This window comes from Myxococcus sp. CA005 (genome assembly GCF_006518205.1).
Classification (GTDB): domain Bacteria; phylum Myxococcota; class Myxococcia; order Myxococcales; family Myxococcaceae; genus Myxococcus; species Myxococcus xanthus.
In genome coordinates this window covers 1-5,219 of record NZ_SRLV01000173.1, presented here as the reverse complement: position 1 = coordinate 5,219, position 5,219 = coordinate 1, and the positions used below count along the sequence as shown (strand labels likewise).

Sequence of the window (5,219 nt, the reverse complement as noted above, 5' to 3'; positions counted from 1 at the left end):
GGCACTGAGGCTGTGGGGGGCAACCGGGGTTCGGGCGGCAAGTGGGGCTGGGGCGCAACGGGTGGCGTGGCCTTCTTGCTGGACGTGTTGGAACCGCGCTTCGCGCGCGACTTCGACTCCGACCTGGGCGTCAACCACAGCTACATCTTCGCCGAGTACACCTATGCGGATGTGGACAACTTCGGCGGGCCGGGGCTGAACCTGTCGAACCGGCGCTGGATGTTCGGACTGGCGCTGGACTACTAAGCGGCTCATGCCGCTCATTCCGCGCCGCCCTGGGTCTCTTGTCGCGCTCCTCCTGTTGACGGTCGCCGTGGGCCCCTGGGCCTCCGGCTGCCGTCGCGCGGTGCGGCCGGACCTGGGGCAGGACCGGACGGTGGAAGCGGGCGTGCCGGTCGACCTCGGCTCGCAGCGCGAGGACGCCACCGCCGTCACCTGGGACTTCGGTGACGGCAGCGACGCCCAGACGGCGCCGTGGGTGTCTCACGCGTTCACTCGGGCAGGCGCCTATACCGTGCGCGCCCTGCACGAGGGCGCGGAGGTTGGCCGCGTCCAGTTGACGGTGGTGCCTCGGCCCGTGCTGCGCGCGGTGCCCTCCAGCGCGCGCACCGTCATGTGGCTGCCCGAGCTGCGCGGCCACGTGGAGCCGCTGATGGACTTCTACGCGCGGCTCGTGGGGCCGGAGAATGCGCGGCGGGCCGTGGAGTCATCTCCGCTGCTGCCGCTGCTCTTCGCGGACCTGGAGAACGGCACCGGCTCGGTCGTGGACCCCGACGAGGGCTTCGGCTTCTTCCTGCTCCCGGAGTTCGACGGCGTCGTGACGCTGCTGGGCATCACGGAGCCAGAGGCGGCCCTGAAGGCCGTTGCCGATGAGCTGGAGCGGGCGGGGCACGGCGTGATGCCGCAGCCGGACGGCTCCGCCACCGTGGAGCCCGCGTCAGGCGGGCCCCCGATGTTGCTCTTCGAGGACCGAGGCTACCTCTATCTCGCCGTACCGGAGGGGCTGGAGGAGCCCGACGAGGGCGAGTCTCAGCAGGCGCAGGTGCTGGCCATTCCCGACGCGGAAGTGGCCCGCCAGGCGGTGCGAAGCCTCACGGGGCCGGGCATCTCCGAGGACGTGCTCCTGACCGAGCTTCGAGGGAAGGTGGCGAGCGGCAGCGTGTATCTCTTCTCCGGGCTGCAGCCCGGAGTGGCGCCTGATGAAGAAGGCACCCAGCCGATTCGGGGCTTCGCCGCGTCGCTGGCGGTGAAGCCGGAGCGGATGGACCTGGATGGCTTCCTGTCCTCCTCGACACCGTTGTTCCAGGGCGCCCGCGCGCCCGCGTCGGCGTTGCTGAAAGACGCGGAACTGGGGCCCATCGCCGCGGCGCAGATTTCCGTGCCGCCCGAGGAGCTGGCTCGGCTGGCGTTCGGTGCGCCGGGCTCCGAGCGCCGCGAGCGCATGGTGGCGTCCTGGCGTCGTGAAGGACTGGATGTGGAGGCGTTGCTCAAGGCGCTGCGCGGCGACGTGGTGCTGCGCGCGTACTTCGACATCCCGGCCTTCTTCCGCAACTTCATCCGGAACAAGCGGCCCGACATCAAGGGCTCCATCGTATTCGAAGCGGGGCTGATGGAGTCGGAGCCCGTGCGGGCGCTCGTGCAGAAGCAACTGGAGGACTCCGTGCTGCGCTACACGACGCAGCAGGAGGCGAATGGCACGCTCTTCCGGACGCGGATTCGGGAGCATCCGGTGGAGCTGCGCATCACGCCCGAGCGCGCCAGCCTGCTGGCGGGGGAGCTGCTGCAGGGCCGTCCTCGCGGAGACGTGGGCGCCGAGCTGCGGGAGCGCTTCGGTGGTGAGGCCTTCAGCTCGGGCCATGTGTCGGTGATGGTGGACCTGGGCCGGCTGCGCGCGGACCTGCGCGCGGCGGAGAAGGTGCCCGGAGTGCCCAATATGCTGCTCGGGGCGACGAAGGCGCTTTCGGGGGCGCTGCTGGATCGGATTACGCCGCTGGACTCGGGCTTCCTCGACTTCAGCCCGGTGGAGGGCGGGGGCCGGCTCAAGGGACGCCTGTCCTTGCGCGCGGAGCAGGAGGCTTCGCGTTGAGCGGGGGCATGGCGGACGCCAGGAACGTGCGCATCACCGTCCTCTATTTCGCCGCGGCTCGCGAGCGCACCGGGCAGGTGCGTGAGGCCCTGGACTTGCCCGAGGGCTCGCATGTTCGGGACGTGTTGCGGCTGCTGAGCGCGAAGTACGCGGCGCTGGCGCCACTCCTGCCGCACCTTCGTGTGGCCGTGGACCAGGAGTTCGTCGGTCCGGATGCCCCGGTGCGGGATGGGGCGGAGATGGCGCTGATTCCCCCCGTGGCGGGAGGCGCACCTGGGAAGTTCCTGGTGGTGGACCGCCCCCTGCGGCTGGAGGAGGTGGTGGAGGCTGTCAGGGGGGAGTCATACGGCGGGCTGGTGACGTTCAGCGGCTCCGTGCGCAACCAGACGAAGGGCCGCCGCGTGTTGCGCTTGGAGTACGAGGCCTACGCGCCCATGGCGGAGAAGAAGCTGGCGGAGATTGGCGCGGAGGCCGCGGAGCGGTTTCCCGGCGTGCGCGTGTCCATCATCCATCGCGTGGGAACGCTGGTGCCCGGCGAGCTGGCCGTCGTCATCGCCGCGGCGTCGCCGCATCGGAAGGAGGCGTTCGGTGGCTGCGAGTACGCCATCGAGCGGCTCAAGCAGGACGTCCCCATCTGGAAGAAGGAGTTCTTCGAGGATGGGGAGGTCTGGGTCGGCCTGGGGCCCTGAATCGCCGCCTCAGCGGACGCGCAGGAAGGCGGGGACCGTGACGTCGTCACCGCCGTCGGGCTGCATGCCGAGCTCTTCATCCGTGAGCGGACGCAGTGGCGTGTCCAGGCCCATGGCCTTGCGGCGCGCGGCTTCCTTGTCGGCGGCTATCTTCATGGCGCGGACCTTGGATTCCTCGATGCGCTGGGGCGTGGGGCCCGCGATGAGGAAGCCCACGGGGAGGCTGAGGAAGAGGATGCTCACGATGATGAGCCAGCCGAAGTCCTTCCACTGGAGCCGGTTGACCTGTTCCTTGACGACGGAGCCTTGGATGCGCAGCGAGAGCTGGCCTTCCGAGAGGCGAAGCGTCATGCCCTCTGCGAGCTCCACTGTCGTGCGTCCGTCGTGCTGGCGCAGGTCCGTCTGCGGCACGGCGGCATAGGCGTTGCCTTTGACGGCGCGCTCGGCACGGGCAGCGGGCGGCAGATGGATGCGCCAGCCCTGAGCGGTGCGCTCGGCGAGCAGGAACGGCTCTTCGGGCAGGGTGAAGCCGTAGAGCGGTAGCGGTGCCGTCTCGTCCGGGGCGGCGTGGACGTTCGAATGCTCCGGCCCATAGCTCCACGCCTCGGACAGATTGTTGCCCCAGTACAGCTCACAGAAGAGTCCACCGCCTGCCTTGGTGTTCATCGCGGGGGGAAGCATAGGGCCTTGCATGGCTCGCGGCTCCTTCATCGTCCAGGAGACGTCTTCCGAAAGACGGCCGACGCCCGGTTGGTCCCTGGACAGCCGGGAGGCGGGCAGGGTTCCGTCCCAGGCGGGGAAGGTGGAAACCACCGCCGCGCCGCGGGAGCAGGCCCCCGCGGCGCGGTTTGGGGACGTTTGCTAGGGGGCGTCGGGGCTTTCCGCCATCGCGGGTTTCGTCAGGACGCGTTGTCGGCGCTGGAGGCGCTGAAGCGCCGTCAACGTCACCCCTGCCATCAGGGACGCGTATCCCACCAGGGGCCACGCCGTGTCGCCGTCCAGCAGGACGACCATCAGCGTGCCGAGGACGCCGACGATGAGGCTCTGGATGCAGAAGTAGAGCGCGACCGCCGTTCCCGCCACATCGCCAAAGGCCTGGAGTGCGCCATTCGCGGTGACGGAGACGGAGAACACGATGCCGGCCGCGATGAGCCACATCGGCGCGACGAACGTCCAGAACGACGGCGTTGCCAGGAGCTGTCCGGCCGTCAGGAGCCCCGCCCCGAGCAGCAACATGCCCATGCCCCGCGTGAGGCTACCCGCCAGCCCCCAACTCCCCACGAAGCGCTTCGCGAAGCGGGTCGTCAGAATCATCGCGAGCGCGGCGGTAGCGAACGCCAGGCTGAACCCGAGCTCGGAGAAGCCGGCCTGACCGATGAGCACCCGGGGCGCCGTGGAGAAGAACACGAAGAAGGAGCCCATGGCCGCGCTGAAGCCCAGGGTGTACGTCCAGAACGTGGCGCTGCGCAGGATGTGCCGGAACGCGGGACGTGACTGAAGGCCCTGCGCCGGGCGCGTCTCGTGCCACCGCGGCAAGGCTTGGAGCAGCGCCGCCGTGGCCAGGACTCCGAGTGTGATGAAGATGGCTCGCCATCCCCAGCGCTGCATGAGCAGCGCCCCCGCGATGGGCCCGAGCGCGGGGACGAAGGCCAGCATGGCGCTGAACAGGCTGTAGAGGGTCGCGCTCTCGGGGCGCTCCGCGTAGACATCGCGGACCGTCGCGAACGTGGCGACGAGGGCCGCGGATGCCCCCATGGCTTGGACGAGCCGAAGGCCGACGAACATCGCGGCATCCGAGGCCCCCGCGAGCAGGAAGGACGTGACCGCGAACAGGAGGGCGCCTGTCAGCAGCACTCGGCGCCGGCCGATGCGGTCGGAGACCGGGCCAAACACCATCTGGCCGAGCCCAAGCACCGCCATGTACAGGCTCAAGGTGAGCTGGACGATGGCGGGAGAGGTGTTGAGGATTCCGGGCATCGCCGGAACGACTGGCAGGTAGATGTCCATGGCCAGTGAGGCCAGGAGGTCGAAGGGCGCCATCAGCAACAGCGCTGCTGGCACAGCGTGATTCCACGACGGGGATTTGAAGTCAGGCACGATTGCATCCGCACAAATGAGGAACATCTGGCGGCGCTCTGCCTCTCCACGGGTACCGGGATGAGCTGGGGCAGATGGCCGCGGCAACGGTTGACGTGTCGCCGCGGCTCACTCATCTGCGGATACAGTGCCTTCCAATTCGTGGTCTCCCAGGCGGCGCGTCTGCGCTCGAAGGTTGGGGCAGGGGCTGGCAATCACGGTGGGGCGAGGCCATCACCCGGCTGTGGCGGGTTGCGACGTGGACGTCGAGTTTTCCTGACGTGACGTGTGGCGCCTATGCCTCGAACAGGACAGACGCTCGGTTCGAGGCGTCAGGGCGGAGGGGCCACGGCACCAGGGGGCGATGG

At 69.4% G+C, this 5,219-nt stretch carries 5 protein-coding genes; 3 read left to right on the top strand and 2 right to left on the bottom strand.

Annotated features, from left to right (window positions below):
* The 3 genes from FMQ63_RS36775 to moaD all read left to right on the top strand — a co-directional run.
* Positions 1-246 (top strand): MXAN_2562 family outer membrane beta-barrel protein (locus tag FMQ63_RS36775; RefSeq protein ID WP_255509294.1); only part of this gene is annotated, 246 nt, incomplete at its 5' end.
* Between the two features lie 7 nt (positions 247-253).
* Positions 254-2,086, top strand: coding sequence for a PKD domain-containing protein (locus tag FMQ63_RS36770; protein WP_011552633.1), 1,833 nt, complete (start codon positions 254-256; stop codon positions 2,084-2,086).
* An 8-nt stretch (positions 2,087-2,094) separates the two neighbouring features.
* Entirely contained in the window at positions 2,095-2,775 is a 681-nt protein-coding gene (gene moaD, locus FMQ63_RS36765; RefSeq protein ID WP_011552634.1) for a molybdopterin converting factor subunit 1, read from the top strand.
* 9 nt (positions 2,776-2,784) lie between these two features.
* Here the strand turns inward: moaD and FMQ63_RS36760 are convergent, their stop codons facing one another.
* Together FMQ63_RS36760 and cml are read right to left on the bottom strand one after the other, a co-directional pair.
* Positions 2,785-3,588 carry a hypothetical protein gene (locus FMQ63_RS36760; RefSeq protein ID WP_011552635.1) on the bottom strand — a complete coding sequence of 268 codons (804 nt, stop codon included), beginning with the start codon at positions 3,586-3,588 and terminating at the stop codon, positions 2,785-2,787.
* 48 nt (positions 3,589-3,636) lie between these two features.
* Positions 3,637-4,899, bottom strand: a complete 1,263-nt coding sequence (gene cml / locus FMQ63_RS36755; RefSeq protein ID WP_020477637.1) for a CmlA/FloR family chloramphenicol efflux MFS transporter — start codon at positions 4,897-4,899, stop codon at positions 3,637-3,639.
* Positions 4,900-5,219: the final 320 nt, after the last annotated feature.